This is a genomic window from Bradyrhizobium sp. 604_D8_N2_3, assembly GCF_051810765.1.
Classification (GTDB): domain Bacteria; phylum Pseudomonadota; class Alphaproteobacteria; order Rhizobiales; family Xanthobacteraceae; genus Bradyrhizobium; species Bradyrhizobium barranii.
In genome coordinates this window covers 2,819,766-2,841,955 of the sequence record NZ_JBPWPM010000001.1, presented here as the reverse complement: position 1 = coordinate 2,841,955, position 22,190 = coordinate 2,819,766, and the positions used below count along the sequence as shown (strand labels likewise).

General features: G+C 61.4%; 31 protein-coding genes and 1 pseudogene. 19 read left to right on the top strand and 13 right to left on the bottom strand.

Annotated features, from left to right (window positions below):
- The first annotated feature begins 7 nt into the window (after nucleotides 1–7).
- The 4 genes from AB7245_RS13485 (at nucleotide 8) to AB7245_RS13470 (ending at nucleotide 1,797) form a co-directional block, all read left to right on the top strand.
- Nucleotides 8–328 (top strand): hypothetical protein, encoded by a 321-nt coding sequence (locus AB7245_RS13485; protein ID WP_354134908.1) that lies wholly within the window; start codon nucleotides 8–10, stop codon nucleotides 326–328.
- Between the two features lie 37 nt (nucleotides 329–365).
- Nucleotides 366–986 carry a general stress protein gene (locus AB7245_RS13480; protein ID WP_038953428.1) on the top strand — a complete coding sequence of 207 codons (621 nt, stop codon included), beginning with the start codon at nucleotides 366–368 and terminating at the stop codon, nucleotides 984–986.
- A 112-nt stretch (nucleotides 987–1,098) separates the two neighbouring features.
- On the top strand, nucleotides 1,099–1,524 hold the full coding sequence (locus AB7245_RS13475; RefSeq protein WP_439035727.1) for a YidB family protein: 426 nt from the start codon (nucleotides 1,099–1,101) through the stop codon (nucleotides 1,522–1,524).
- Between the two features lie 9 nt (nucleotides 1,525–1,533).
- Nucleotides 1,534–1,797 (top strand): GlsB/YeaQ/YmgE family stress response membrane protein, encoded by a 264-nt coding sequence (locus AB7245_RS13470; protein WP_063983383.1) that lies wholly within the window; start codon nucleotides 1,534–1,536, stop codon nucleotides 1,795–1,797.
- A 1,098-nt stretch (nucleotides 1,798–2,895) separates the two neighbouring features.
- Here AB7245_RS13470 and AB7245_RS13465 read toward each other — a convergent pair.
- The 3 genes from AB7245_RS13465 to AB7245_RS13455 form a co-directional block, all read right to left on the bottom strand.
- Nucleotides 2,896–3,891 (bottom strand): L,D-transpeptidase family protein, encoded by a 996-nt coding sequence (locus AB7245_RS13465; RefSeq protein ID WP_439034335.1) that lies wholly within the window; start codon nucleotides 3,889–3,891, stop codon nucleotides 2,896–2,898.
- A gap of 12 nt (nucleotides 3,892–3,903) precedes the next feature.
- Nucleotides 3,904–4,980 (bottom strand): glycosyltransferase family 4 protein, encoded by a 1,077-nt coding sequence (locus AB7245_RS13460; protein ID WP_354134906.1) that lies wholly within the window; start codon nucleotides 4,978–4,980, stop codon nucleotides 3,904–3,906.
- Between the two features lie 140 nt (nucleotides 4,981–5,120).
- Nucleotides 5,121–5,330 (bottom strand): hypothetical protein, encoded by a 210-nt coding sequence (locus AB7245_RS13455; protein ID WP_063983386.1) that lies wholly within the window; start codon nucleotides 5,328–5,330, stop codon nucleotides 5,121–5,123.
- A gap of 603 nt (nucleotides 5,331–5,933) precedes the next feature.
- Between AB7245_RS13455 and AB7245_RS13450 the strand changes: the two genes are divergently transcribed.
- From AB7245_RS13450 to AB7245_RS13435, 4 genes are all read left to right on the top strand, one after another.
- Complete coding sequence (locus tag AB7245_RS13450; protein WP_439034334.1) at nucleotides 5,934–6,491, top strand: YihY/virulence factor BrkB family protein; 558 nt, start codon at nucleotides 5,934–5,936, stop codon at nucleotides 6,489–6,491.
- Nucleotides 6,488–7,069, top strand: coding sequence for a YihY/virulence factor BrkB family protein (locus AB7245_RS13445; RefSeq protein ID WP_370152519.1), 582 nt, complete (start codon nucleotides 6,488–6,490; stop codon nucleotides 7,067–7,069). The genes AB7245_RS13450 and AB7245_RS13445 overlap by 4 nt, the downstream gene beginning before the upstream one ends.
- Nucleotides 7,070–7,129: 60 nt before the next feature.
- Nucleotides 7,130–7,480: a response regulator gene (locus tag AB7245_RS13440; RefSeq protein ID WP_084795139.1), complete on the top strand. Its 351-nt coding sequence runs from the start codon at nucleotides 7,130–7,132 to the stop codon at nucleotides 7,478–7,480.
- 456 nt (nucleotides 7,481–7,936) lie between these two features.
- Complete coding sequence (locus AB7245_RS13435) at nucleotides 7,937–8,452, top strand: YciE/YciF ferroxidase family protein (protein ID WP_354134905.1); 516 nt, start codon at nucleotides 7,937–7,939, stop codon at nucleotides 8,450–8,452.
- Between the two features lie 33 nt (nucleotides 8,453–8,485).
- On the opposite strand, the gene AB7245_RS13430 is transcribed toward AB7245_RS13435, so the two are convergent.
- From AB7245_RS13430 to AB7245_RS13415, 4 genes are read right to left on the bottom strand one after another with little or no spacing between them, the layout of a single operon-like run.
- Nucleotides 8,486–8,953: a DUF3147 family protein gene (locus AB7245_RS13430; protein ID WP_354134904.1), complete on the bottom strand. Its 468-nt coding sequence runs from the start codon at nucleotides 8,951–8,953 to the stop codon at nucleotides 8,486–8,488.
- Nucleotides 8,950–9,297 (bottom strand): DUF3147 family protein, encoded by a 348-nt coding sequence (locus tag AB7245_RS13425; RefSeq protein ID WP_063983390.1) that lies wholly within the window; start codon nucleotides 9,295–9,297, stop codon nucleotides 8,950–8,952. Before AB7245_RS13425 ends, AB7245_RS13430 begins: the two co-directional genes overlap by 4 nt.
- Nucleotides 9,294–9,899 (bottom strand): cupin domain-containing protein, encoded by a 606-nt coding sequence (locus tag AB7245_RS13420; protein ID WP_085401472.1) that lies wholly within the window; start codon nucleotides 9,897–9,899, stop codon nucleotides 9,294–9,296. The genes AB7245_RS13425 and AB7245_RS13420 overlap by 4 nt, the downstream gene beginning before the upstream one ends.
- On the bottom strand, nucleotides 9,886–10,470 hold the full coding sequence (locus AB7245_RS13415; protein ID WP_354134903.1) for a phosphatase PAP2 family protein: 585 nt from the start codon (nucleotides 10,468–10,470) through the stop codon (nucleotides 9,886–9,888). Before AB7245_RS13415 ends, AB7245_RS13420 begins: the two co-directional genes overlap by 14 nt.
- 136 nt (nucleotides 10,471–10,606) lie before the next feature.
- Here AB7245_RS13415 and AB7245_RS13410 point away from each other — a divergent pair, with 136 nt between their 5' ends.
- The 6 genes from AB7245_RS13410 to AB7245_RS13385 all read left to right on the top strand — a co-directional run bounded on the left by AB7245_RS13410 (nucleotide 10,607) and on the right by AB7245_RS13385 (nucleotide 13,894).
- Complete coding sequence (locus tag AB7245_RS13410; RefSeq protein ID WP_439034333.1) at nucleotides 10,607–10,819, top strand: hypothetical protein; 213 nt, start codon at nucleotides 10,607–10,609, stop codon at nucleotides 10,817–10,819.
- An 8-nt stretch (nucleotides 10,820–10,827) separates the two neighbouring features.
- Nucleotides 10,828–11,118: a SemiSWEET family sugar transporter gene (locus AB7245_RS13405; RefSeq protein WP_354134902.1), complete on the top strand. Its 291-nt coding sequence runs from the start codon at nucleotides 10,828–10,830 to the stop codon at nucleotides 11,116–11,118.
- Nucleotides 11,119–11,154: 36 nt separating this feature from the next.
- Nucleotides 11,155–11,793 (top strand): cysteine hydrolase family protein, encoded by a 639-nt coding sequence (locus AB7245_RS13400; RefSeq protein WP_063983395.1) that lies wholly within the window; start codon nucleotides 11,155–11,157, stop codon nucleotides 11,791–11,793.
- Entirely contained in the window at nucleotides 11,790–12,236 is a 447-nt protein-coding gene (locus tag AB7245_RS13395) for a YciE/YciF ferroxidase family protein (protein ID WP_439034332.1), read from the top strand. The genes AB7245_RS13400 and AB7245_RS13395 overlap by 4 nt, the downstream gene beginning before the upstream one ends.
- Before the next feature lie 63 nt (nucleotides 12,237–12,299).
- On the top strand, nucleotides 12,300–12,494 hold the full coding sequence (locus tag AB7245_RS13390; protein ID WP_144030747.1) for a hypothetical protein: 195 nt from the start codon (nucleotides 12,300–12,302) through the stop codon (nucleotides 12,492–12,494).
- A 1,136-nt stretch (nucleotides 12,495–13,630) separates the two neighbouring features.
- Nucleotides 13,631–13,894: a DUF6894 family protein gene (locus AB7245_RS13385; protein WP_439034331.1), complete on the top strand. Its 264-nt coding sequence runs from the start codon at nucleotides 13,631–13,633 to the stop codon at nucleotides 13,892–13,894.
- Nucleotides 13,895–14,327: 433 nt separating this feature from the next.
- Here the strand turns inward: AB7245_RS13385 and AB7245_RS13380 are convergent, their stop codons facing one another.
- Complete coding sequence (locus AB7245_RS13380) at nucleotides 14,328–14,678, bottom strand: hypothetical protein (RefSeq protein WP_354134899.1); 351 nt, start codon at nucleotides 14,676–14,678, stop codon at nucleotides 14,328–14,330.
- A gap of 271 nt (nucleotides 14,679–14,949) precedes the next feature.
- Between AB7245_RS13380 and AB7245_RS13375 the strand changes: the two genes are divergently transcribed.
- A complete protein-coding gene (locus tag AB7245_RS13375; protein WP_439034330.1) occupies nucleotides 14,950–15,342 on the top strand; it encodes a hypothetical protein in 393 nt (130 codons plus the stop codon).
- Nucleotides 15,343–16,056: 714 nt separating this feature from the next.
- Here AB7245_RS13375 and AB7245_RS13370 read toward each other — a convergent pair.
- Complete coding sequence (locus AB7245_RS13370; RefSeq protein WP_354134898.1) at nucleotides 16,057–16,257, bottom strand: helix-turn-helix transcriptional regulator; 201 nt, start codon at nucleotides 16,255–16,257, stop codon at nucleotides 16,057–16,059.
- A 95-nt stretch (nucleotides 16,258–16,352) separates the two neighbouring features.
- Between AB7245_RS13370 and AB7245_RS13365 the strand changes: the two genes are divergently transcribed.
- Nucleotides 16,353–16,556 (top strand): hypothetical protein, encoded by a 204-nt coding sequence (locus tag AB7245_RS13365; RefSeq protein ID WP_354134897.1) that lies wholly within the window; start codon nucleotides 16,353–16,355, stop codon nucleotides 16,554–16,556.
- Here the strand turns inward: AB7245_RS13365 and AB7245_RS13360 are convergent.
- Nucleotides 16,553–16,852: a hypothetical protein gene (locus tag AB7245_RS13360; RefSeq protein WP_354134896.1), complete on the bottom strand. Its 300-nt coding sequence runs from the start codon at nucleotides 16,850–16,852 to the stop codon at nucleotides 16,553–16,555. The two genes, AB7245_RS13365 and AB7245_RS13360, sit on opposite strands and share 4 nt — an antisense overlap.
- A gap of 214 nt (nucleotides 16,853–17,066) precedes the next feature.
- On the opposite strand from AB7245_RS13360, the gene AB7245_RS13355 reads away from it, so the two are divergent.
- Together AB7245_RS13355 and AB7245_RS13350 are read left to right on the top strand one after the other, a co-directional pair.
- Complete coding sequence (locus AB7245_RS13355) at nucleotides 17,067–17,333, top strand: hypothetical protein (RefSeq protein WP_354134895.1); 267 nt, start codon at nucleotides 17,067–17,069, stop codon at nucleotides 17,331–17,333.
- Nucleotides 17,334–17,970: 637 nt separating this feature from the next.
- Complete coding sequence (locus tag AB7245_RS13350) at nucleotides 17,971–18,189, top strand: DUF6894 family protein (RefSeq protein ID WP_439034329.1); 219 nt, start codon at nucleotides 17,971–17,973, stop codon at nucleotides 18,187–18,189.
- A gap of 299 nt (nucleotides 18,190–18,488) precedes the next feature.
- Here AB7245_RS13350 and AB7245_RS13345 read toward each other — a convergent pair.
- The 3 genes and pseudogenes from AB7245_RS13345 to AB7245_RS13335 all read right to left on the bottom strand — a co-directional run.
- Nucleotides 18,489–19,496 (bottom strand): annotated as a pseudogene (locus AB7245_RS13345) (IS110 family transposase); the annotation flags it as partial.
- A gap of 152 nt (nucleotides 19,497–19,648) precedes the next feature.
- On the bottom strand, nucleotides 19,649–19,858 hold the full coding sequence (locus AB7245_RS13340; protein WP_354134894.1) for a hypothetical protein: 210 nt from the start codon (nucleotides 19,856–19,858) through the stop codon (nucleotides 19,649–19,651).
- Between the two features lie 397 nt (nucleotides 19,859–20,255).
- Nucleotides 20,256–21,152: a LysR family transcriptional regulator gene (locus tag AB7245_RS13335; protein WP_439034328.1), complete on the bottom strand. Its 897-nt coding sequence runs from the start codon at nucleotides 21,150–21,152 to the stop codon at nucleotides 20,256–20,258.
- Nucleotides 21,153–21,432: 280 nt separating this feature from the next.
- On the opposite strand from AB7245_RS13335, the gene AB7245_RS13330 reads away from it, so the two are divergent.
- Entirely contained in the window at nucleotides 21,433–22,167 is a 735-nt protein-coding gene (locus AB7245_RS13330) for an SDR family NAD(P)-dependent oxidoreductase (protein ID WP_439034327.1), read from the top strand.
- Nucleotides 22,168–22,190 lie beyond the last annotated feature (23 nt).

Here is a 22,190-nt window from a genome sequence, read left to right as displayed (position 1 = left end):
GGACGATATGAAAAAGACATTTCTTTTGCTGCTGACGGCTGCTTCGCTTCTGGCGGGTCCGTCGTTGGCGCAAAATCCGCCGGCGACCGATCGGCCCAACAACAATGCGGTCAACAGTTCCGGCCAGAACAATTCCAGCAAGCCGGTTGAAGGCGCCAACAGCTTCACCGAAGGCCAGGCCAAGTCGAAGATCGAGGACGCGGGCTACAGTAACGTCACATCACTGAAGAAGGACGACAACGGCGTTTGGCGCGGAAAGGCCAGCAAAGGCGGTGCCTCGACCAATGTCAGTCTGGATTTCCAGGGCAACGTGAACGCGGCCAAGTAACCTGGCGACCACCAGCGAAAATTAAGAGGGATTCAGCATGACCGTTACGATTTCACGTCTTTACGATAACTACTCCGATGCGCAGCGCGCGGTGACGAGCCTGGAGGCCGCGGGCGTGCCGCATTCGGATCTGAGCATCGTCGCGAACAATTCCGACAACTGGTACAGCACCGACAAGAAGGTCGATCGCGATCGCGATGGGGTGGACGATCGGGCGGAAGGCGCAGCCACGGGAGCGGGCGTCGGCGCAGGTCTTGGTGGCGCTGCCGGCTTGCTCGCGGGCCTTGGTTTGTTGGCTATCCCCGGCCTGGGTCCGGTCGTGGCGGCCGGATGGCTCGCATCGACCGCGCTCGGTGCCGTTGCCGGCGGCGCCACAGGCGGGGTCGTTGGGGCGCTGACGCAGGCCGGCGTATCCGATGAGGAAGCACCACTCTACGCTGAAGGTGTGAGGCGCGGCGGCACGCTGGTTTCAGCTCGTGTGCCGGATGCGGATCGGGCGCGATACGAAGCGATCCTGAATCGGTCCGCCGTCAACCTGCGCGACCGGAGCGCAGCCTGGCAGAAGGCAGGGTGGAAAAATTATGATCCATCCGCCCAGCCTTATGGCGCGGAGGAGGTCCGGAGAGAGCGCCAACTCTACGGCACCGGCCTGCGATGAATTACCCGGCGGCCCGCCAAGGCGGGTCGCCCTTTTCTTGCGTATGTTTGCCCATCGAACTCAGGAGCCGAAGATGAGTCGCTGAATGCCATCAATGACCGCCCTCTTGGGCATGCTCGCAATCGCCGGTTACCAAAATCGGGACAAGCTCGCCGACATGTTTCGCAACGCTACCTCCGGTCAGCCGGCGGGTGCCAAGGATTCCCTGAGCGGTATGCTCGGCAATCTTGGCGGCCTTGTGGGAGGCGGCGGCGTGAGTTCGCTGCTGAACGGCGGGATCGGCGAGTTGCTCGAGCACTTCAAGCAGAACGGACAGGGCGATGCGGCCCAATCCTGGATCAATCAAGGGCCAAACCGGGAAGTCACCCCGCCCGAACTCCAGCACGCTATCGGTCCGGACGTCCTTCAAAAACTGGAGCAGCAGACCGGCCTGTCGCAGCAGGAGATTCTCGACCAATTGTCTCGCGAGCTGCCGGCAGCGGTGGACAAATACACGCCTGACGGACGTCTTCCGGCTCCATCGGGATCGCAAGGCTAGGGGAGAGACATGAGCATCATCTGGACGATCATCATTGGCTTCGTCGCAGGCGTCATCGCGAAGTTCATCATGCCTGGCGACAACGAGCCCTCCGGCTTCATCCTGACCACGATCCTGGGAATAGTGGGAGCGTTCGTTGCGACCTATCTTGGCCAGTCACTAGGCTGGTATCGGCCCGGAGAAGGCGCAGGGCTGGTGGGGGCGGTCGTGGGCGCCATAATCGTGCTTTTTGTCTACGGTTTTGTGGCCGGTCGCAGTCGACGGGCTATCTAACCGCGGTGACCGGAAATTCTTCGCGTAAACGCGAGTATCCGTCCGGACGCGAAAGGCACAAACAGATGAAATGGATGCTCGTTGTTCTGGTAGGAGGCATGACACCGGTCAACACCGACCTCGTCTTCGACAAATTCGCCGGTTGCCTTGCCGCCGAGAAGCAGATGAGCACTACATCGACGCCTTCGAGGTCTGGGACCGATCGGCCGCGGCAAATATCGAGCGACGACGCGAATACTCAAAGATGCGCGACCTCCAGGCCAAACGCCTGCTTAGCAGCATCGGTACGTGCGTTCCTCATGCAGGCGGCGACACCATAGCGCCGCGGCAGCCGAGCAATTCGATGCCCTCTCAGCCTCCTCAAGCCGCACCCACGTCGCCACCAAGTCCGAAATCGTGACGTCTGAACGTTCGGAACATAGGGGTCGCAAACGAGTGTTGTAGCTGCCTTGAAAAGCTCTTCACCGCCGTTGCCGTCGGCAGGCGTAAGCTCCGGCGGCTTAGTGTACGTCGAGAGGCAGCCTGATAGGGAAACTTGCGCTCATAAGAACACGCCTAAATGCCGACTAGAACAGGCCTGCGGCCCTCACCACGGCGACAGAACTAAAGGCGAGAATGGGCGCTTACCGAGATCATGTCGGACGCTTTTGATTACTTCCGCGCCTATCCCGTCCGGGCTCTTTGCAAAGCCCGATCCATGTCGCGGGGCAGGATGAAGCATCTGCAGCTGGTGGCGGGCCGAATTTATAACCTCCTCAAGAAAGAGGCCGCTACACTCCTAACACACAGCACATTGAGGACTTCCGGACAGCGCAGAAACTTGAGGCATCTCTCGATCGTCGGCCCGATGACGGCCCACCCCCTCAATGTCACTTTGCTCCGGCGCCGCCGGGCGCGGAACGGGAGGCTTGGTTAAGTGCCTTCCCTCGACGCTCGCACTGTCGCAAATCTCTTGCGAGAATACGACAGGCTACTCAACGCCAGAACAGGTTCCGGGTTCGATGCTGCGCTTACCTCGATAAACACTTGCCGACCTGGCCCACCGGAGTCATTCACGCCAATCGGCGCCGGGGGGCCACGCTCGCGGTGCATTTGCTGTCATCGTGAGCCCTCGACGAAGGCGATCGGAGTGCCCTTTGCGACGCTCGCAGCAACCCGCTCCGCATCCCAGTTCGTCAGACGGACGCAGCCATGGGATTCCGCCTTCGAGACCTTGTCGGGCGAGGGTGTGCCATGAATGCCGTATCCTTCAGCGGTGAGGTTGATCCATACCGTTCCGACCGGATTGTTGGGGCCCGGCTTGATGGTGAAAGGTTTTCGGGATTGAACGCCCTTGAAGTGGTAGTCCGGATTGTAGCGATAGGTCGGATTTCGGTCGACCTCGGTCACATTCAGAGTGCCGGATGGCGACGGCTTCTCCTCGCTCCCGATCGTTGCTGGATAGAAGCCGATAAGCACGTTAGACTTGTCGAACAGCTTCACGGTCTGCCGACTCTTGTCGACCTCGACCCTGTCCGCCCTCGACGGCGCGCCGGCCTCTGCACTGCCAGTATCCACAACGATGATGACGTCGCCGGGGCGGTCGAAGCGCTGCCCGGGATTGAGCGCCGCCAGCAGTTGCTCGCTCATGTGGAATTTCTCGGCCAGTCCTTCTCGCGGACTGGTGAAACCCAGCTTCGGCAGGTCTTTCATTTCCTCCATCTTCGACGGGAGCTTGCTAAGAAAAGGTCCGGCGACATCCTGCTCGGTGATCGTGTAGTTCGCCGTGACCCGCCGATCGTCCGCGCGCAGTGCGTTCCAGACGTCCTCGGTCGGAACGTCCGAGCTCGGCAATTGCCGCGCCTCCGCGAAGGCGCGTAGGGCCTTCTTCGCGTTCTCGCCGAATCTGCCGTCGATCTCACCTGGCGAGAAGTGGGCCCGGTCGAGCAGGACTTGTAACCGAACCCCCGCCGGCGTCGGCTTCTCGTTCGACAAGATCTTCTTCGATGGTTCGGCGGCATCGATAGCAGCCGCGCCCATTTCGGCGCACCGCGCCGCCGGGCCGGCCATCACGGCCAGGAGGACAATGATGTGTTTCACCTTTCGAGGCCACATCGCCAAATCCTTTCATGGTATCGATGGCTGAGCACCTGGGCAAAGGTCCGTTTCCTTCACGCCGGGATCGGCGATCAAGCCTCGGTAGGCGCGCTCATACTCTCGCGCCATCCGGCTTGCGGAGAAGCGCGCTTCGAAGCGGGCGCGGACTACCCTCCGGTCGAGACGGCCAAGCTCGCCAACCGCCCTTACCGCCTGCTCCTCATTCTCCACGATGAAACCCGTCACGCCGTCCTCAACGACTTCCGGCACGGATCCGGATCGGTAGGCAATAACGGGCGTTCCGCATGCCATCGCCTCGATCATGACGAGACCGAACGGCTCAGGCCAATCGATCGGGAACAGGAGGGCCGCTGCGTCGGCGAGGAACGGCTGCTTCTTCGCATCGTCGACTTCCCCCACAAGCTGAACCATTCGACCATCGATGTGCGGCTCTAGCTTCTTCTTGAAGTATCCGGTCTCACCGCGCGGGATCTTTGCGGCGATGCGCAGTGGCTTGCCGGCCGCCCGCGCGATCCGGATTGCGTCCTCGGGACCTTTCTCCGCCGTGAGGCGACCAAGGAAAGCGAGATAGGATCCCTCATCGAAAGACGGGCGGAAGAGGTGCGAAGGCAGCCCGTGCTGGATCGTGGCGATCCAATTCGCCTCCGGAAGCGGCACGCGCTGGTGCTCGGATATCGAGACGAAGCCGGCGCCGGGAAACTCGCGCACCACGTCCGGCAGGCACGGGAGGTCTAGCCGACCATGCATCGTGGTCAGGAAGGGCACGCCGAGCCGGCTGAGCAGCGGAAGCGACAACCAATCGATGTGTGCGTGGATCACGTCGAAGTCTTTCGCGCGCCTGGCGATGGCCTCCAGCAGCACGGCACTGGCCGCATTGGGGTCCACGCCCTTCCGACCGAGGCGCAGCGCGCGTGGCCACACGGGATGGAGTTTGCCTTTCGTCCTGGAGTCGCCGCTCGCGAATAGTGTGACCTCGTGACCGAGCTCTACCAACTCGTCCACCAACCACGCCACGACCCGCTCGGTGCCGCCGTAGAGCTTTGGGGGAACGCTTTCGGCGAGGGGAGCAAGCTGAGCAATGCGCATCTTGCCGATCCTCTAGACTGGAAACATCAAAAGGAGGATCAGCATGATGGCAGCCGAAACGAGCTTGGAGATGATCAACAGCGTCCAGTCCGGCCTCGCGGTGCTTGCCACCAATTGCCTGACGAGCTTCTCCATAAGCCTCAACATTCGTCCTTGGGGAGACGGTTCAAGTAGGCCAGGCCGAACCCGGTCAGTTCTTCGACCTCGCTCACGCGCGCTTCCCATCTTCCTTGAAGGTGGCGCTGCAGCAGACAACGCCGGCTGTCCGCGGCATCCACGTCGCGATGCTTCGCGCGATAGAGGGACCAAACCGTATCCACGGCTCGCCGCCGCAGGGCTTCGTCGACCATGTTCCGGGTCCAACAAAATTGACATCGTGGGACGGCAACTCATCCCCCGAGCGGAGGTTTCCAGTTTTTCCCGAAAATCTTAAGCCCAGTGACGGAGATGGACCGTATCGAGGCCGTGACGGCTCACGGGACACCTGGAGTTCGCCATCGCCGTCCAAGCGCAATCCCATCGCTTCGAGCTCTAGTGCCCGAATGCTAAACATTGGCGATGCGAGTAAGATCGACGAGCAAGAGCAAGCCCTGCGCCGGATTACTTCCATACTTGCCGAGCGGCCGGAGAAGACCCTCGACCCAACAGCGCCTAATGGGATCCTCCAACCGACTTAAGTCATAGCAGTTCATACAAACGTACCGATCCCGCCCCCGCCGGGTTCTGTCAGGCGCGCGTTCATTGGACCCGCCGCACAACGGTCAAGGCTTCCGCATCGGTTGGTTTGCCGCCGACATCTGAGTATCCCCACCGGGTGAGCATAGGCTCCCCTCAGGCCGCAGCTCAGGCGCGTGGCGCATGTTTCCCCAACCGGGGGCTAAAGGCCGGAAACCTCCGAAGTCGCCGCGAGGAACTACCTTCAACCACTCCGATTAACTTTCGCGGAGAGGCTCATGAAACATGTTGTCGATGGCACGCCCCGCGGTCGCGCTGACCATAGTGGTTGGAGTATCGCCGCGGCGCTCGGCTTGTTGGCCGCGGCATTCCTGGTCGAGCGCTTTGCCCCTTTAGAGGACGAAATCCATCCGCCGCAGGCGGAGGCGAAGCGGGACACCTCCGCTGCCGTCCTGGCGGCAGAATGCGACGGTCGCGGCCGGAGCGCGACTTCTCCGTCGGAGATCCCGGCGAAAGGGTGGAAAGACATTCTTTGGCGTGTATACGGCAACATCGGCGAACATCGCATTCTCGCGCTGGCCGCCGGTATGACCTACTACAGCATACTCGCGATCTTTCCGGCGATCGCCGCTCTCGCCGCCATCTACGGGTTGTTTTCGGATCCAGGCAGCATCGCCAGGCACCTCGACGACGTATCCGGCTTCATCCCGGGCGGTGCCGTCGACGTGGCACACGAACAACACATGCGCGTTGCCACCAAGGGAGATCGGACCCTGGGCTCTTCACATTCGCGATCGGGCTGGGAATCTCGCTGTGGAGCGCGAACGCCGCTATGAAGTCGCTGTTTGACACCTTAAACATAGTCTACTGCGAACAGGAGAAGCGCGGCTTTCTGAAATTGAATGCGATGTCCCTAGGCTTCACCGCCGCCGGGATCGCGTTTGTTATAGCGGCGCTGGGTGCGGTCGTCGTCGTTCCACTGCAGTACGTTGGCCTGTCGAACGCAGCCAAACTCCTGGTCCGGATTGGGCGCTGGCCGGCGCTCTTTGTCGTCCTCGCGCTCTCTCTCGCCTGTATCTACCGCTTCGGGCCAAGCCGCCAAGCGCCACGCTGGACGTGGATCACCTGGGGCAGCACGGGCGCGACCGTGCTCTGGCTCGTGGCTTCGGCGCTGTTCTCCTGGTACGCCGCCAACTTCGGCACGTTCAACCAGACCTACGGCTCGCTCAGCGCCGTCATCGGCTTCATGACGTGGCTCTGGATCTCAGCGATCGTGATCCTGCTCGGATGCGAACTTAACGCGGAGATAGAGCATCAGACCGCACGTGACACCACGACCGGCGCGCCTAAGCCGCTCGGCGCGCGGGGCGCGAAGATGGCGGACACGGTCGGCGCGGCCCGTGTGGACCGATAGACCAGCAGGAACCGCCCAAACATTCGGCGGTTCAGACTCCTGAGTGAATCGGAGTTCCGCGTGCGCATCCTTTTCGTCGAAGACGACCCTCTGATCCGAGAATTCATCGTCGAAGCGCTACGCGAGGAAGGCTATGACGTCATCCACGCCTGCGACGGCGAAGAAGCGCTTGCGTGGTGCAAACGTACGGCGGCCGACGTTCTTGTCACCGATGTGAGGCTGCCCGGAAAGATCGACGGCTGGCAGATCGCCGAACACTGCCGTCAACATCATCCGGAGTTGCCGGTGATCTATGCGACGGGCTTCTCTCCCGTGACGCCCCGACCGGTGCCGAACAGCCTCATGTTACGGAAGCCCTACCATCCGGAGCAGATTGTCGAAGCCGTGAGAGAGATGACGGCGGGTCGCTAACGTCTGCTAGTTTTTGCCGTTGCCGCGGTTGGTGACGCGGGCGTTGCCCAGTCCCGTCCCGATCGTCAGCACGCCCCACCGCTTCATGTCCTCGGATGCCGGTCGAGTAGTGGCGCAGCGAGCTCGTCGCGCTCTGCGTCGCGCGACGCAGGAACGGCGACCGACATCGAACGTTGAATAAGCTTCGAGGATGTCACGATACTCGAAGAGCAAAACTTAGGGCCCGCGCCCTCGTGGCGCCGGCCCCTTTTCCCGCCATCGCTCCTGCCGACGTTCGAGGAAGAGTGTCTCTTAAATATGGCGTGGCACGTCGCTCTAGTCGCCCATGGCCGCTCGCTCGAGCCGCGCTACGAAGGTATTGGTTCGATCTGTCATCAGTGTCTCCGTGTCGCAAGGCGGAACCGCCGAAGACCCTTCGGCGTTCCGTTGACATCATTGCGAGAGGAGAAATCGATTATGGGCTTCTTCACCAAAGACATCAAAACCATGGATGACCTTCTGATCCACGGTCTTCAGGACATCTACTACGCCGAGCAGCAAATCTTGAAAGCGCTGCCGAAGATGATCGAAAAGGCCACCAACCGCGACCTGGTTACCGGCCTCAAGAACCATCTGGAAGAGACCAATAAGCAGGTAGAGCGGCTCGAGAAGGCCTTCGCAAAGCTCGGCAAGGAGCCCAGCGGCACGAAGTGCCCGGCCATCGACGGCATCATCAAGGAAGCCGACGAGACCGCCGGCGAAATCGAAGACAAGGCGGTGCTGGACGCGGCCATCGTCGCCAACGCGCAGGCCGTCGAGCACTACGAGATGTGCCGCTACGGGACGTTGATCGCCTGGGCCGAAGAACTCGGCCATGACGAGATCGTGCGCTTCCTCACGACCAACCTGAACGAAGAGAAGGCGGCGAACACCAAGCTCAACACGGTCGCGCTGCGCAAGGGCGTCAACGCCAAGGCCTCCGACGCTGCCTGACGGCTGACCAACTTCAGAAGGGCCGGCTTCGCGTTAACGCGGGCCGGCCCTTTCGGCTGCGGGCGAGCTCCGACATGATCTCGCCTTGCGTCGCACGAACCAAGCCGCGACCGACACCGCCAGCCACGCCAGCGAGGCGCTCGCAAATGCGCCCGCGACGCTTCGTTCGACCAGTAGCCAGAACACTCCGGCGAACGCCAGCATCCCGAGCGCGCCGAGCGCCGCGCCGGCGGCGTCGAGCGCTGCGGCTTGTTGCCCTCGCCGCTTTCCGTCAAGTCCGGCCTCGCGCATGCGGCGGATCTCATGCTTCTCGATGAGAGTGGCGCTGGCGCAGAAGATCGCCGGTAGAGCAAGGAATAGGCCGCCGATCGAAGCCCCGTACCAACTGCTGACCAGGCCGGCGAGGACGGTCGCTGCGCCGCCCAGCGCGAAGCGGACCGCGTATTCGTGCCAGCGTCCTTCTCGCAGCGAGGACGGCGAGATTTCAATCGGCGCGCTCATGTCTGACCTCCCGCGGCCGCCCACAGGCCGAAGGCAGCTGCGAGCCACACGACGATCGACAGCAGCGTGGCCGGCAGCGCACGCATGCGCGCCCGGATCAAGAGCTGGCAGACGACCAAGCTGTAGATCCCGAGCGCGATCGCACCGGCCATCATCGAATGGGTTTGGACGGCTGCGTAGGATTCGCCGTGCTGATAGATCGCGATGCCTAGAGTGGCGAGCGCGACCGAGGGCGCGGCTCCGAACAGGCCGGCGAAGCTCTTCGGCCTGAGCACGTCTCCGAGCATCGCGAAGGCCGACACAACGGCGCCGCCTACCAGGAAGCGGACGACGTACTCGCTCATTTCGGTTTCTTCCATAGCTTTGAGAGCAGGCCTCCCGCGCCGTACACCGGATCCTTGCGCGGGACAGGCACCTTTGGAATCGTCTTCAGAGCTTTCGGACGGTCCTCGACCTGCGTGCACTCGTCGTAGGTGCCGACGCGCGGATAGGCGCCGACGACGAGGAAGTCCTCATCTGCGAACAGGCATTGGTGTCCCGTGCCCGCCGGCAGGATGGCGACATCGCCCGCCTTAAGCTTGAAGATCCGGCCTTTGCTTCCGCCGAAGCGTACACGTCCCCTACCCCGCGCGATGCCAAGCACCTCATGGATACGTGAATGGTAGTGAACGTAGTCGTAAATCCCGTCCCGCCAAGTTTCGCCCCAGCCGTTGGCCTCGAACAGGTCCTCCATGACGGCCGCCGGATCATGCCCGTCGCCGAGATCCACAGCGCCTCGGTAGATGACGAGAGGCCAGCGCGGATGGTTCGGGATGAGACCGTCGTCCTTGAAACGAGCCGTCTGAGGCTTTCTTGGCCGCGCTAGGTCAGGCGCCTCCTTCTTTCCGGGTCGGCGCAGACCGGTCGCGCGCTGCACGTATTCCTTCACGTCCTCAAGGATTGGCATTGTCATCCTCCTTCGGTGGCGACATCGGATAGCCGGTCCAGAGACGCAGTAACCGCTCCATGATGACTCCGAGCGCGAAGCCCGCGATCACGTCGCTCGCCCAGTGCGCCAGCACTATGACCCGCGTCAGGGAAAGGCCGACCGCCAAGGTACGGATTAGTCGCCGCAGCAGAGGCGGCAATGTGCCCGCAGCGGATGCCAGGGCGCCCATGTGGAGCGCGTGGCCGGACGGAAATGCGTCCTCGCGCTTGCCGGAAAACGAGACCCCGTGCAGATGACCGAGCACCGTCGTGCGATCCGGGCGGGTCTGGTCGAAAACCGATTTCATACCGTGAGGCGCCAGGGAGGCTGCGACTGTGACCAGGAGAGCGTGGTTGCCCACGCGCTGCAGCTGCTCCGATCTGCCCCTCGTCACGACCCAACCGGCGACGGCCAAAGCCAGGAGGATCTTTTCGTCGCCGCCCCACGTCAGGCCGCGCGAGACCCTCTCCGCGCAATGGTTGGTCTTACTCGCCACGGTCCGTGCAATGAGCACGTCAGGCTTGGTAGGTTTGACAGTGACCAGCGCCATCACGTCGATCCGTGACGGCGTCCGCGTAGTCGCGAACGCCTCGTTTGAATTGCCTTTGCCATCATAACGTCGGAGCAGGTTCCAAGTTCATCTGCCTGTCATGGAACCAATCGACCAGGCCAAGATTTGGAAAACGATGGGTACAGTCGGGAAGAAGCGGAAATCGCAATGGCTCGCATCTAGTGGAGCGCTGGTGCTCGCGACCGTTTTCCTCAGTTACCCGCTGATCGGCGGGAAGAATTCCGGCTCCGTCCACGCCAACTCCGGTGTGAGCACCGAGCAGGCCGCGGCCGATGTCGGCGCGAAAGTCCTTCCTACCGATCCTAAGCTCAAGATCGAGCCCAAGTAGCTACCGGCTTGTCGACCCTTGCCCCCTACGTCGGCGCACTTGCCGCCTTTCTCGCCTCCCTGTCCTACGTGCCGCAGGTCCGGAAGGCTTGGCCACGCGGATCCACGGACGACCTCTCTCTCGGCATGCTCACGGCACTCACGCTCGGCCTGACGCTCTGGATCGTCTACGGCGCCATTAAGGGAGTTTGGGTCATCGTCGGCTCCAACGTGGTCGGCGCCGCCCTCGCCGGTGCCGTCCTCGGCTGCAAGCTCCGCGACCTCAAGTGCCACTCGCACAAGCGAGGAACCAAGCCCTAGCAGGTCCGTTGGGGCTGGCTTTCGAGGATGCGAGCGATGTCAAAAAAGGACGAGCTCAGGTACGGGCCCGTGGGCGCCGAGGCGATCCACCTCTGCGTCGATATGCAGCGCATGTTCGCCGAGGACACGGATTGGAAGATGCCGTGGCTGCCCCGCGTCCTGCCGAACGTCGTGGCGATAACGGCCGCGCACCCGGCGCGCACGGTCTTCACCCGCTTCATTCCGGCGAGCGCTCCCGGCCACGGCGTCGGCATGTGGCGCCGCTACTATGAGCGCTGGAGCTCGATGACCATCGACGAGATCGGTTCCGACATGATCGATCTTGTACCGAATCTCGCCCGCTTCGTTCCACCTGCCCGCACTTTTGACAAGTACGTCTACTCGCCGTGGATCGGCAGCGACCTGCACGCGCAACTGCGCGCCGCCGGCGTCGACACCGTGATCGTCACGGGCGGCGAGACCGACGTCTGCGTGTTGGCGACCGTGCTGGGCGCGGTCGATTGGGGCTTTCGAGTCGTCCTCATGACCGACGCGATCTGCAGCTCCGCCGACGAGACCCACGACTCCATGATGACCATCTACGCGAACAGGTTCGGGCAGCAGGTGGAATGCGTGACGACGGAAACGCTCCTCGCCGCCTGGCCCGGCGGCACCCGCACGGGCCTTCTGCCATGAGCGAGTCCTATCTTGTGCAGATCCTGCTACCGAAGGAGACGGGCAAGGGAGAAAAGATCCCGAAGGATTGGTTCGACGGGCTTCTGAGAGAGCTGACCGACAAGTTCGGCGGCGCAACGAGCTTCATCCGAGCGCCCGGCGAAGGTCTGTGGCGAAGCGGCGGCGGCACCGAGCGCGACAATATCGCCGTCGTTGAGGTCACGACGGAGCTTCTCCTCCCGGACTACTGGCGCAAGCAGGTGCTGGATGCGGCTCTGATTGCGGCGGCCCAGGCCGTCGAACACTATGAAATCACCCGGTACGGCACACTGATCGCATGGGCCAAGATGCTCGGCCGCGATGATTGCGCCTCCGTCCTGCAGCAGAATCTCGATGAGGAGAAGGCGACGGACGAGAAGCTCAATACGATGGCGCTGCGCAGCGTGAACCGGAAAGCCGCCTAGTCCGTTGGCAGGATTGAAGTGGAGGGCCGCCCGGAAGGCGGCCCTTGTTTTGAGCAGGAAAGCATGAGCCTTGAAGTATTAAGGACATTGGCAGCCGCCATGACGATTATCGCTGCCGCCATGGTGGCGGCGAACTGGAACGCGCGCATCACCGTGTGCGGGTTCGCTCTCTTTATCGCCGCGTCTCTCGCATGGATCGCCGACGGGATAATGAACCGAAGAACTCGCTCATCATCCAGAACGCCGTTCTTCTTCTGATCAACGTACTGGCGTACGGCGCTGGCTACCGCGCGCCAGTAAGAAGCCGCCACATCTCAGCCTACGGATCACAGCCCTATAAAGGATCAGGCCTGCTTCCTGTCTGAAATACCGCCGCGCGAGCGCGGCTTCTCCGCCTCCGTCAAAGCGCCGATCGTCGTCTGCCCTTTCCTCGCGCAGGCGAGCATTTGTGCCCCGTGCCTGTCCGCCCATTCAGAGCCGTTTCTTTCTCCCGTTCGCCGGTTAGTTGACGGGGCGCGACCCCGGCCACTCGCGCCGTTCCTCGTCTCCGAGTGCGCGGCTTCATAAGCCGCCTTCTGCTTCGCGATCAGCTCGGCGCGCTGCGCCAAGCGACCTCCCGGTAGAGCAGCCAACCCGATTTGAACTTGCAGTCAACTTGAAGACAGCAACAATTCTCGGGCTCGACATGCCGCCAACGCTGCTGGGCCGCGCAGACGAGGTAATAGAATAACCGACTTCTGCTTCTGGCCGATTTTTTTGCAAAAGTCAGTTGAGATGAGACGGCAGGCGCGTGACCTGATCACCAGTCCGGCCTATGTGGTGATCAAGGCCGCGGACGAGTTCTCTCCCAGGCCGCAAAGATACATCGCGGCCGCCGTCGTGACACCCACCGTGGCATTCATGGCCGTGATTGTTAACAGATAGGCCGATATGTCCAACGAGCGCTCGGCGGCCGATTTAGGTTAGGCTTGAGGCGAGCACCGGTTCACAGCGTTCGCCGCCTTTGTGGCAGTAACTTGGAGATCGAGATGCGTGCTACAACTTCAAAGCTGTTGCTTATCACCATTCTGGCAAGTGGGGCCGGCGCCGCGTGGGGACAGTAGAGGGGAGGCGGAGCCTGCACGGTTGAATCCCTGAAGCTGGCGATCGAGCGATGTCTCGCGGAGCACTCGGCTCAATAATCAGGTGACGAGGTCACCAAAACTTTGGTTTGCCGACCATGCCAAACAGGCGAGAGGTCCGACATCTCGTATGTCGGGCCTCGTTTTCTTTGGAAGCACTATCTTTCAACTTGTAGTCGCTACCGGAAAAAGGATCTTGTGCATCGTCTTCTAAAGGGTAACGAACACAGCGAACCGCGCGCGGGAAGGGATGAACATTGTTGCGCGCTAAGCTTGGAACTTCAAAACCTCTTGCTGGTTTTTCCCGGCATGGCGATGTTTTACTTTGATCTGCATGATAGCGACGGAGAGCTTCGTGACGACGAGGGGATCGACCGCCACGATTTGGCGACGGCGCGTCGTTTGGCAATCGAAGCACTGGGGCAGATCATCATCGATAATGGCTTCAAAGATCAGTACGGACTCAAGTCCGTCAAAATCCGCGACGCTCGCGGTGAAGTCTTACAAGTTTCCGCGAACGTGCGTGTCGCGCATTGAACGATGCCAACATTCGCGGCTCCGCGGAAGGGCGCAGGCCCGCCGAGTAAATCATCGCGCCTGATGATGGTGGGCTCCTATCAGATAAGGTTCTCTCCGCGCTGGAGCAGTTTCCCATAGGTGCCGCTTTCGTGCAGCTCGAACCGCGCACGCGCCGCGTCGTCAAAATCATCGACTAATTGGTCAAGGCGTCAAGGAAGAGCCGGGGCCCTGCGGAGCGTCACTCCCGCGCGGCCCTAGTCGTCAGAGCCGAATTGGCGCGACACCGCCGGCGGCCGCTCCGCCAAGCCGAGCCAGCGACGACTCAAATATTCGCCCGCCTTTGTCGTTCCCCTTGAGTCCTCGTGCCGGCCCCAGCTCAAATGAGGGATAAGCCGGGGCCTAGAGGTTACCTCGACGAGCCTCGAGGGCGTTGGGAAACTTGCAGCATGCATTACTTCTTGAGAATGCCGATGTCGGTGTTGCCCAAGTTCTTTATGGCGCGTTCGGCGGCGGGCGTATCCACCGCGTTGTCGTGGGAAGTTGGAGCCGGACTAACCGAGGAAGCATCCACGTCGCCGGTCGCTGCGTGGCTGAGCGCGTTGCCCACGTTGGGACTGGAGGAGCCCGCAGTGCCGCTTATGGTATGCCCGGTCGATAGGGTGCCGCCCGCATAACCTCTGGAGCCGGTGACCGCAGTTCCACTCGCCGCCGAGCCGCCATTGCTCGATCCACCTGTACTCTGGGCCAAGGCGAGCGAAGAGCCGCCAACGAGTAAGATCAAGGTAGCGGCGATGTGTTTCACAGATCGATCCTCTACTTGGATGACGGCTTAATGGGGTGCACCTCCGAAAGTTCCTAGGGGACCTCCCGCTCTCCAGGCCACCGCGTTGATGGTCGATCGCTCGCGGAAATCTTAGTGCGCCGGAGCCACGAGATGGCTTCGCTTGTACGGATAACCCCGCACCGCTGAGCGATCCTTGCATCTCTTGTGAGGCAACTCAGACGTCGCAAATGCGGCAATGCCAGCTCGGGGTTGCCGGCCGACCGCCTCGACCGCGACCTCTATCTGGTGCTTGAAGATTTCGGCGCGCGCCGGTTGCGCGTGGCGCGAGACGGATCAGGCTGACACTGGCCTTGAGGGCGCCCTGCAAAATCTACTATCATCGTCTTTTGCTTCGCGGTTTCCAGCCGCGACGCGGATGGCGTGCCTCGTGCTCCGTATAGCAAACCGAATTGCGTTCGCTTCCGCTGTTCGTGATCATCACCAGCATCGGCTGCCGGCGAAACTTGAAGCCGCGCTCCAAGATTTCCAGCACACCGCCGTCGGGATGTTCGTGGAGCTCGTCGACAAGGGCGAAGTGCGGACGCGGACCCGAGCCGTCGTCTCTCGCGACACCGGCCTGAAGAACGAATTCGTCTTCAGAAATGCGATGTTATGTTCCTTGCCTTCGCCGCCGCTGAATTGAGCTGCTGCTCGAGCGCCGGGGATTTCTTCAACCTCTTCACCGCATCAGCGAAGAGGATGCTGGCCTGCTCCTTTGTCGCACCGGCCGAGTAGACCTGCGCGCCTCGCCCGCCGCGGTCATGCCGCTGGCGAGCGGCGACTTGGCGTCATGCTCTCGGTTTCGCTGACGAACGTCGAATGTCTTGGGTATCTTGATTCAGCGCATAGCTATCCAATGCGGCAACTCCATTCAGTTGCCCAGGAGCGGAAAGGCCCAGTGACCACATCGCTTCTGTTGGACGCTAACCATGGCTGCTTCGTCCTTCATGCTCGTGCTGCTACTAGCTAGTAATCTTACGCAGTCTCTTGCCAGGACGCGGCTTGCGCCGACGGGTTCGCGGCGAGGCACCGGAAACGTGCGCGATCTCGTTGTGCGCTCCACCTGCATGGTCGAGGGCGAGCCTGATCATCTCCTTGTCCTGCACGGGCTGGCTTTGCCTTAGGAGTTGACCAACGAATGAGACCGTCAATCACAGCGACGTCACCAAGGACTCGGAGCCCGTGTAGAACCGCGCGTATCCAGGAAGCAGCGGCCGTTCACGCGCGAACCGCAGATCGCGCCTTACGCCCGACTATCGGTAGGTCGCGAGAAGGGCCCCGTAGTTGGAATTCTCGATCTCTGACCTTACGACGTGCTCGCGGCCAGCAATCACCGGGCAACCCTTCTTCTGGGTCGTCATGCTGTCTTCCCCTCCAAAACCTTCCTGACCAATTCCACGGCATCGCGCACGCCTAAACGGCGATAGACTTGAGCCCGATGGAATTCGACCGTGCGATGACCGATGCCAAGCCGGACGCCGATCTCCTTGTTCGATAGCTCTTCGGCGACGAGCTCGCAGACCTGCTTCTGTTTGCGCGTCAACGCCGTGACCGTCATTCTCCCCACCCACCTTTTGCGGCCAGCTCAAAACGGAGGAACGTTGACGCCTCAAGACAGTTTTCCAGATGGGAAGCCCCAGCGGAGGAAGTCCCATGAAGCCAATTCTGATCGAGAACGAATTGATGGCGGAACTGGAAAAGCGGTCGCGTATCCACGGCCTGCATCTGATCCGTCGAAAGGGCTGCGTCCCAAGCTGGGAACTGGGTGGCATGCGACCGAATGACATGGACGAACCGGCCGAGAAGAAGCTCCAGAGCACGGTCACTAAGATGCAGGACGAATTTGATATGGCCTAGTGAAGGCCATCCGGGAGGAGTGCAGTGCGGTGTTCAAAGCGTTCGTCTCCAAATCCGAGCTCGAGCGTATCGCGCTGCAAGAGATCCGGGGTTACGCGGGAGGAGAGAACGTCATTTCGGTGGAAGTCGAGCGAGATCCAGGCCTGCCCCGCGGCATGGATTGGCGACTTCACGTCGCAGCATCCGAGAATGCCGATATAGACCGCATTCATCAGGCTGCGCACACCACGACGCAACGCCTCAAGCGCCGATATGATCTTAGAGCAGATGATTAGCGGCAGCACTTGAACTTCCATCGCGCTTCCATCGGTCGCTTCTCCCTCGTCGCTTCCGAATTGCTTGCCGTCCGATCGGCGAACCCATGGAATGGGTGTGAAGCCTATTCGCGCTGGATGCTGGCCGGGACCTCACAACCGGGATATCCCGGCTCTCCGGCGGGGGGTACCAGACACGCGAATGCGCCGGCAGGCGCATTCCCGCACCGCGCACACATCACCGCGGAACGCGCCGATGAAGCACGAAGGACGACCCTACGCGAACCCGGAAGTGGCCGCGCGCAAACTCGTCGAGCTCGCAGCCAACGTCGAGGCCGTCCAGGATGGCCGCTTCTACATCGAGCGGATCAACGCGCCGTTCATGTTCAAGCTGAAGGGCAGTGGCAGCGAGTTCGGCGCCGGGCTCAAACACGCGATCGAGCGCGGCTGGTTGTGGAAGCACGAAAGCGGCACCTACGTAAAGCTGATGCCGCCTGGTGAAGATCTGCTGACTCGAGAATAAGATATTGGTCGGCCGCCAACTGAGGCGCCTTACTTTTTAGGCGGCTGCAGTGTGCCCTCTATCAAATCCTGGAGGTCTGCCAATTGCATCGGGTCAACGTCATCGCATCGGACACATTGAAGTTTGCGGACGCCGTTTGGCCCGATCAGCAGGTGCATGGGCTTATTGCATAGCGGGCAGCGGGGCGGGTCCGGAGCCATAGAAGTGCTCCTCGATCAGGCGGGAGCGCGACACTCTCAGTCACCGGCAAGTGCCCAGGACGGAACGATGATGAGGGAACTAAATTCCAGTTCCATTCGAGAGTCGAGTTAAATCGCGGAGTTCGCGGTCCTGGCGGCTCGTTAAGTAAGCAGAGGCAGTCTTGGTTTCGGGACGGGGCCGTGGGGACATACGCGGCCTTGTGCTTGGGGTGAAGGCCGGCCAGCTTAGTCCCGGTGATTCTCGAGAAAGAGCGCCGGGCCTTTTATTTGCGCGGCTTGCACAATATTTTGGCGAGCCTACTAAGCGGTTGTTTGCTTCAGTGATACGGGTTCTTGGAGCGACACCTCATCCGCGAGCCTCGTGCCATCCATCCGCGAGCCCCTGCTTGGCTATGCCAGCAGGGGCTTTGCCTTTCGCATTGTCGCGGGCAACCCCTATGCCTCTTTTTACCTACAAGCTCATTGATACGCATTTCGTTTCGGACTTCGGAGCGCATGATTTGCCTAGCGAAACTGAAGCCCAAATAGAGGCCATCAAGCTCGCTCGTTCGTTACGCGAGACCCGACCCGAACTAGTGGGCAAAGGGTACTCCATCTTTGTAATCGATGATGACGACGCCGCCATTTGCGTCATTCCGCTCGACGCTGCTTGGTGACGGTGGTACGCGCCACTTCTGTAATGGGCCCGATGATGTCAAGCCTCCCGAGTGAATGTCACGCCGCCGAGCTCATGCTTCTGTCCGTGGTCAACGCCTGGCCGCCACATCATGCTGTCAGAGAGAGCGGTAAGCCTATCTAGATACGCGTGGTCCGTCAGAAGGCGGCCACTGGGCGTGTAACGGCTTCACCGGATCCACCGTCCCGGCGACGGGACTTCGGGCACCAGGCTCAGTTCAGCCCGGTTGCATTCCAACTCTTCTCCTCGTGTTCTATGCTGCGATCGGGCCGCGTCGGTCCATCGGTAGGTTGTGCCGTCGACCCAGATTCGATGCAGGATCACTGCGAGCTTGCGTGCCAAGGCGATTTTTGCGCGCTTCGAGCCTCGCCGCTTGGCGACGTCCATCCCCCAGCGCTTAAGTTTTGAGAATCGCGTGATGCGCGATAGCAGAACGTTGGCGGCCTCATACAACACCGTACGCACTATCTCGTCGCCGGCCAGCGTGACCCCGCCTGTGACGTCCTTTTCTCCCGATTGGTACTTCTTTGGCGTGAGCCCGAACAGCGCGCCCGCTGCCTTCGATTTTACGATGCGATGAGGGTCATCAATCGCCGATTTGTAAGTAATTGCCACCAGGGGACCAACGCCTGGTACTGTCATCAGCCGGCGACAAACTACATTGTCACGCACAATTGCCAGCACAGTCTTGTGTAGCCTTCCGTACTCGACCTTCAAGGCCGATCGGGCCGAAAGCATCGCTGTGGCAATGCGCTCCAATGTCGCTTGCCCCGCAACCAACTCTCGGATCCGCGCTTCGAAATTCCTTCGCGTCACCGGGCCAACCTTCAGACCGAAGCCACGCAAAATCCCCCGGATACTTAATTCCACATCGATCAGCCGTCCGAGAAGCTGTTTGCGTGCGATCAGGAGTGCCCGGATCTCTTGAGCCCCTATCGACTTTGCGTGCACCGCGCGGAACCATCCCATCCGGATCAACTGGGCAATTCCGCGTGCATCCTTGCGATCCGTCTTCACTGTCATCGCCGACAATGCTGCCTTCACATGCCGTGTTTCCAGCAGAACCGTCTCGAATCCTGCTCTTTGCAGCCCCGCATGCAGCCATTGCGACAGTGGCCCAGCCTCCAGCCCGATCCTATTCACTGCAAAGCCAAGCGTCTCGAAAAATTCGACTAAGGCGTCGGGTTCGCTTGCGACCTTCGCCTCCTTCAGGATCTTACCCTGGGAATCCACAACGCATACGCTCGACAGTTCCAACGACACGTCAATTCCGGCATAATTCTCCACGGCTGTCCTCCGTCTCCAGATGCTTGGGGCCGACTCAAGTCGTGACCCGTTTCATCATCTATCGGGGGACAGCCACCATCATCCCCCCTTGCTCGGAGCCGGGCCCATTACGGCATCTAGGGGACCGCAACGTTCTCCATAGGTCTCTGGGATCAAATGTCCCGGCGGAAAATCTGGCCCCGCTCGGCCGCGAGCGCGAGCTCCGTCCATTCGCTCGCAAGCTTCAGCCAGCCTTCTCGATCGACCTGGTCGAGGCTCCGAGCCGCCTCCTCGCGACACGCCGTCGCCTCCTTGAAAAATTGCTGAGCGGAGGCGGCCATCTTATCGTAGTGTGACAACTTCCCGGGTAGCTTGGTCTTCATCGATGCCTCGGCGCATAACCATGCAACACAGACGGTTCGGAAAACCCGTGGAATTGCCACTTGTTCCCGCACCAATAAGTACGGCCAGCGCCTGCTCTTCCGAAAAGCGGCTGCGCTTCATGCTCTGGTCCTTGTCTTGGGCCAGAACGAACTTCAAGCTGGATTAAGCCCGCGGGCAAGGTCAGCGGTTACGAGCCCCATGGTCGCAGAACATTCGGCTCGGACGCGAGAAAGGTACAAATCCCGGACCCACAACAAACGCCTCCCTAGAGTTGCCCCGCTCGTAATATCCCTGTGTCTTTGAGAGGGCGCCAACGGTGCCGTGACTCAGGAAATCCTAACTCGGGCGTTGGGGATCCGCTTGCCGGCACTTGTCCACTGCCAGCGTCGCCGCGCGTCAGCCGCGCGATATGGACATCCCCGCGAGAAGCGGAGCGTACGCGGAGAGCCTGAGGGATACGAACTCCATGAAGAGCCGCACGCGCTTCGTCTTGCGTGTCTCCCCCTGTGTGAGAAGCCAGAGCGTTCCGTACATGTGCAGGTCGGTGCCCGGCACCCTCACCAGTAGGGGGTCGGCATCGCCAACGAAACACGGCAGTGTCGTCAACCCGAGCCCTTGCCGTACAGCAACGATCTGCGACTCGGCGTCAGTGGTCCTGAATGGAACCCCCGTGGTGCGAACCTCACCCTCGCTGGCCCAGTCCGGGATTCCATGAATGCTGATGACGATCCACCGGATGGGATCAGGCGCGCCCGCACGCCACGCGGCCAGTCGATCGCGCGACATGTAGACGCCGCCGAAGACCTCCGGTCCCTTCAGGCCGTGAAGATTGAGCGGCAGGGTTTGGCGGTCGTAGACGACGCGGATCGCGACGTCGGCCTCTCGGTTGGTCAGATTTGCCAGCTCGCCGAACGACAGGATGTCCATCTCGATGTCCGGATGCAGACGCGCGAAATCGGCGAAATCAGGCATGAGCAGGTGTGTCGCGAGGGGTGGCGCCAGCGTCACCCGCAGAAGCCCGCGCACGCCCTGGTCGCGTCCGAAGACGCGCGTCTCCAGCAGGTGCGAAGAAGCTTCCATCTGGTCCGCGAACTCGAGGACCTCCTCGCCAGCCCCCGTCAGGCGGTAGCCCGAAGGCAGCTTTTCGAACATTTGGACGCCGAGGCGTTCCTCAAGCTGGGCGATGCGACGTAGCACGGTCGCGTGGTTCACACCGAGGCGCTCGGCGGCGGCCCGCACCGAGCCTCCCCGCGCGACGGCAAGAAAGTAGCGAACGTCATCCCAGTCGATCATGGTGCAATCCCGCACCGCGCGGTGCGCCTTCCAAAGCCCGTATTTAACACATCGAACACAGCGCGGGCGGCCGTCATAGCCTAGCCTATGCCGGCAAGCACGGCCCATTTCCGAACGGCGGAACTCGATCGTCGCGGCTGGCGTCAGTCGTCCAACCGGATCGATTTCGCACCACCGATGTGCGCTTTTCCGCACTCAACGCCTGACCCCGGCGGACCTATGTCGAGGTTCTCGGGGCGTCCCCAAACGATCAGAGGCGGAAGCCTGGAAGGAAGCAGTCATGGGAAAGCTTGAAGGTAAGGTTGCAGTCATCACGGGTGGATCGAGCGGCATGGCGCTGGCGAGCGCCCAGCGGTTCGTTGAAGAAGGCGCCTATGTTTTCATCACGGGCCGGAAACAGGAGGCGCTGGACCAGGCCGTCAAGCTGATCGGCCGGAACGTGACCGGCGTGCGCGGCGACGCGGCCAATCTCGACGACCTCGACCGTCTGTTCGACACGGTCAAGCGGGAACAGCGCAGGATCGACATCCTGTACGCGAGCGCTGGCACGGGCGAAGCCGTCCCACTGGGCGAGATTACCGAGCAGCATTTCGACGCGACCTTCGGCCTGAATACGCGCGGCACGCTGTTTACGGTCCCGAAGGCGTTGCCGCTGTTAAACGACGGCGGATCGATCTTCATGACCGGGTCAGTTGCTTCGATCAAAGGTTTTCCCGGTTACAGTGTGTATGCGGCGAGCAAGGCGGCGCTGCACGCATTCGCACGCGGGTGGCTCAACGAACTCAAGGGCAGGAATATCCGGGTGAACGTGCTGCACCCAGGGCCGATCGCCACACCGATGCAGGACCAGGTTCTCACCGAGGAAGCGACGCGGATGTTCGAATCCCTGATCCCGAGGGGAAAGATGGGTCGTCCCGAGGAAATTGCGGCAGCCGCGCTATTTCTTGCTTCAGACGATTCGAGCTTCGTGAACGGGGTGGAGTTGTCCGTCGACGGCGGCTTCTCGGCCATCTGAATTCGCGCCGAGCCGAAAACGGA

Excerpts from the sequence above, each read along its gene's own strand:
- AB7245_RS13485 (WP_354134908.1), top strand. The coding sequence starts at position 8 with ATGAAAAAGACATTTCTTTTGCTGCTGACGGCTGCTTCGCTTCTGGCG.
- AB7245_RS13480 (WP_038953428.1), top strand. The coding sequence starts at position 366 with ATGACCGTTACGATTTCACGTCTTTACGATAACTACTCCGATGCGCAG.
- AB7245_RS13475 (WP_439035727.1), top strand. The coding sequence starts at position 1,099 with ATGCTCGCAATCGCCGGTTACCAAAATCGGGACAAGCTCGCCGACATG.
- AB7245_RS13470 (WP_063983383.1), top strand. The coding sequence starts at position 1,534 with ATGAGCATCATCTGGACGATCATCATTGGCTTCGTCGCAGGCGTCATC.
- AB7245_RS13465 (WP_439034335.1), bottom strand. The coding sequence starts at position 3,891 with ATGTGGCCTCGAAAGGTGAAACACATCATTGTCCTCCTGGCCGTGATG.
- AB7245_RS13460 (WP_354134906.1), bottom strand. The coding sequence starts at position 4,980 with ATGCGCATTGCTCAGCTTGCTCCCCTCGCCGAAAGCGTTCCCCCAAAG.
- AB7245_RS13455 (WP_063983386.1), bottom strand. The coding sequence starts at position 5,330 with ATGGTCGACGAAGCCCTGCGGCGGCGAGCCGTGGATACGGTTTGGTCC.
- AB7245_RS13450 (WP_439034334.1), top strand. The coding sequence starts at position 5,934 with ATGAAACATGTTGTCGATGGCACGCCCCGCGGTCGCGCTGACCATAGT.
- AB7245_RS13445 (WP_370152519.1), top strand. The coding sequence starts at position 6,488 with ATGAAGTCGCTGTTTGACACCTTAAACATAGTCTACTGCGAACAGGAG.
- AB7245_RS13435 (WP_354134905.1), top strand. The coding sequence starts at position 7,937 with ATGGGCTTCTTCACCAAAGACATCAAAACCATGGATGACCTTCTGATC.
- AB7245_RS13430 (WP_354134904.1), bottom strand. The coding sequence starts at position 8,953 with ATGAGCGCGCCGATTGAAATCTCGCCGTCCTCGCTGCGAGAAGGACGC.
- AB7245_RS13425 (WP_063983390.1), bottom strand. The coding sequence starts at position 9,297 with ATGAGCGAGTACGTCGTCCGCTTCCTGGTAGGCGGCGCCGTTGTGTCG.
- AB7245_RS13420 (WP_085401472.1), bottom strand. The coding sequence starts at position 9,899 with ATGCCAATCCTTGAGGACGTGAAGGAATACGTGCAGCGCGCGACCGGT.
- AB7245_RS13415 (WP_354134903.1), bottom strand. The coding sequence starts at position 10,470 with ATGGCGCTGGTCACTGTCAAACCTACCAAGCCTGACGTGCTCATTGCA.
- AB7245_RS13410 (WP_439034333.1), top strand. The coding sequence starts at position 10,607 with ATGGGTACAGTCGGGAAGAAGCGGAAATCGCAATGGCTCGCATCTAGT.
- AB7245_RS13400 (WP_063983395.1), top strand. The coding sequence starts at position 11,155 with ATGTCAAAAAAGGACGAGCTCAGGTACGGGCCCGTGGGCGCCGAGGCG.
- AB7245_RS13395 (WP_439034332.1), top strand. The coding sequence starts at position 11,790 with ATGAGCGAGTCCTATCTTGTGCAGATCCTGCTACCGAAGGAGACGGGC.
- AB7245_RS13390 (WP_144030747.1), top strand. The coding sequence starts at position 12,300 with ATGAGCCTTGAAGTATTAAGGACATTGGCAGCCGCCATGACGATTATC.
- AB7245_RS13370 (WP_354134898.1), bottom strand. The coding sequence starts at position 16,257 with ATGACGGTCACGGCGTTGACGCGCAAACAGAAGCAGGTCTGCGAGCTC.
- AB7245_RS13365 (WP_354134897.1), top strand. The coding sequence starts at position 16,353 with ATGAAGCCAATTCTGATCGAGAACGAATTGATGGCGGAACTGGAAAAG.
- AB7245_RS13360 (WP_354134896.1), bottom strand. The coding sequence starts at position 16,852 with ATGGAAGTTCAAGTGCTGCCGCTAATCATCTGCTCTAAGATCATATCG.
- AB7245_RS13355 (WP_354134895.1), top strand. The coding sequence starts at position 17,067 with ATGAAGCACGAAGGACGACCCTACGCGAACCCGGAAGTGGCCGCGCGC.
- AB7245_RS13350 (WP_439034329.1), top strand. The coding sequence starts at position 17,971 with ATGCCTCTTTTTACCTACAAGCTCATTGATACGCATTTCGTTTCGGAC.
- AB7245_RS13340 (WP_354134894.1), bottom strand. The coding sequence starts at position 19,858 with ATGAAGACCAAGCTACCCGGGAAGTTGTCACACTACGATAAGATGGCC.
- AB7245_RS13335 (WP_439034328.1), bottom strand. The coding sequence starts at position 21,152 with ATGATCGACTGGGATGACGTTCGCTACTTTCTTGCCGTCGCGCGGGGA.
- AB7245_RS13330 (WP_439034327.1), top strand. The coding sequence starts at position 21,433 with ATGGGAAAGCTTGAAGGTAAGGTTGCAGTCATCACGGGTGGATCGAGC.